Here is a 265-nt window from a genome sequence, read left to right on the forward strand (position 1 = left end):
TGGCAGAGCAAAGGAAGAAGCAGAAAGTATTGATGGACCAAAGATTCAAAGTGTTGATAGCTGGTATGACGAACCAAAGTTCATAGCTTATTGGGCACATCAAATTAAACAGACACGTGAAAAGTTGAATACAACTGAAAGAGAAAACCACGTAGTAGTATTCTTAGCACATAGTTTGCCAGAGCGTATTTTACAAGTGGGGGACCCATATCCTGAACAATTAGAGAAAACTGCTGCATTAATTGCCGCTAAAGCAGATGTGAAA

At 39.2% G+C, this 265-nt stretch carries 1 protein-coding gene; it reads left to right on the plus strand.

Annotated features, from left to right (window positions below; translation table 11 throughout):
- Positions 1 to 265 (plus strand): ferrochelatase (locus AOA60_RS28800; protein WP_178075428.1); only part of this gene is annotated, 265 nt, incomplete at both ends.

It is taken from the genome of Pseudomonas sp. 2822-17, from assembly GCF_002742485.1.
In the GTDB taxonomy this organism is placed as follows: Bacteria; Pseudomonadota; Gammaproteobacteria; order Pseudomonadales; family Pseudomonadaceae; genus Aquipseudomonas; species Aquipseudomonas cyclaminis.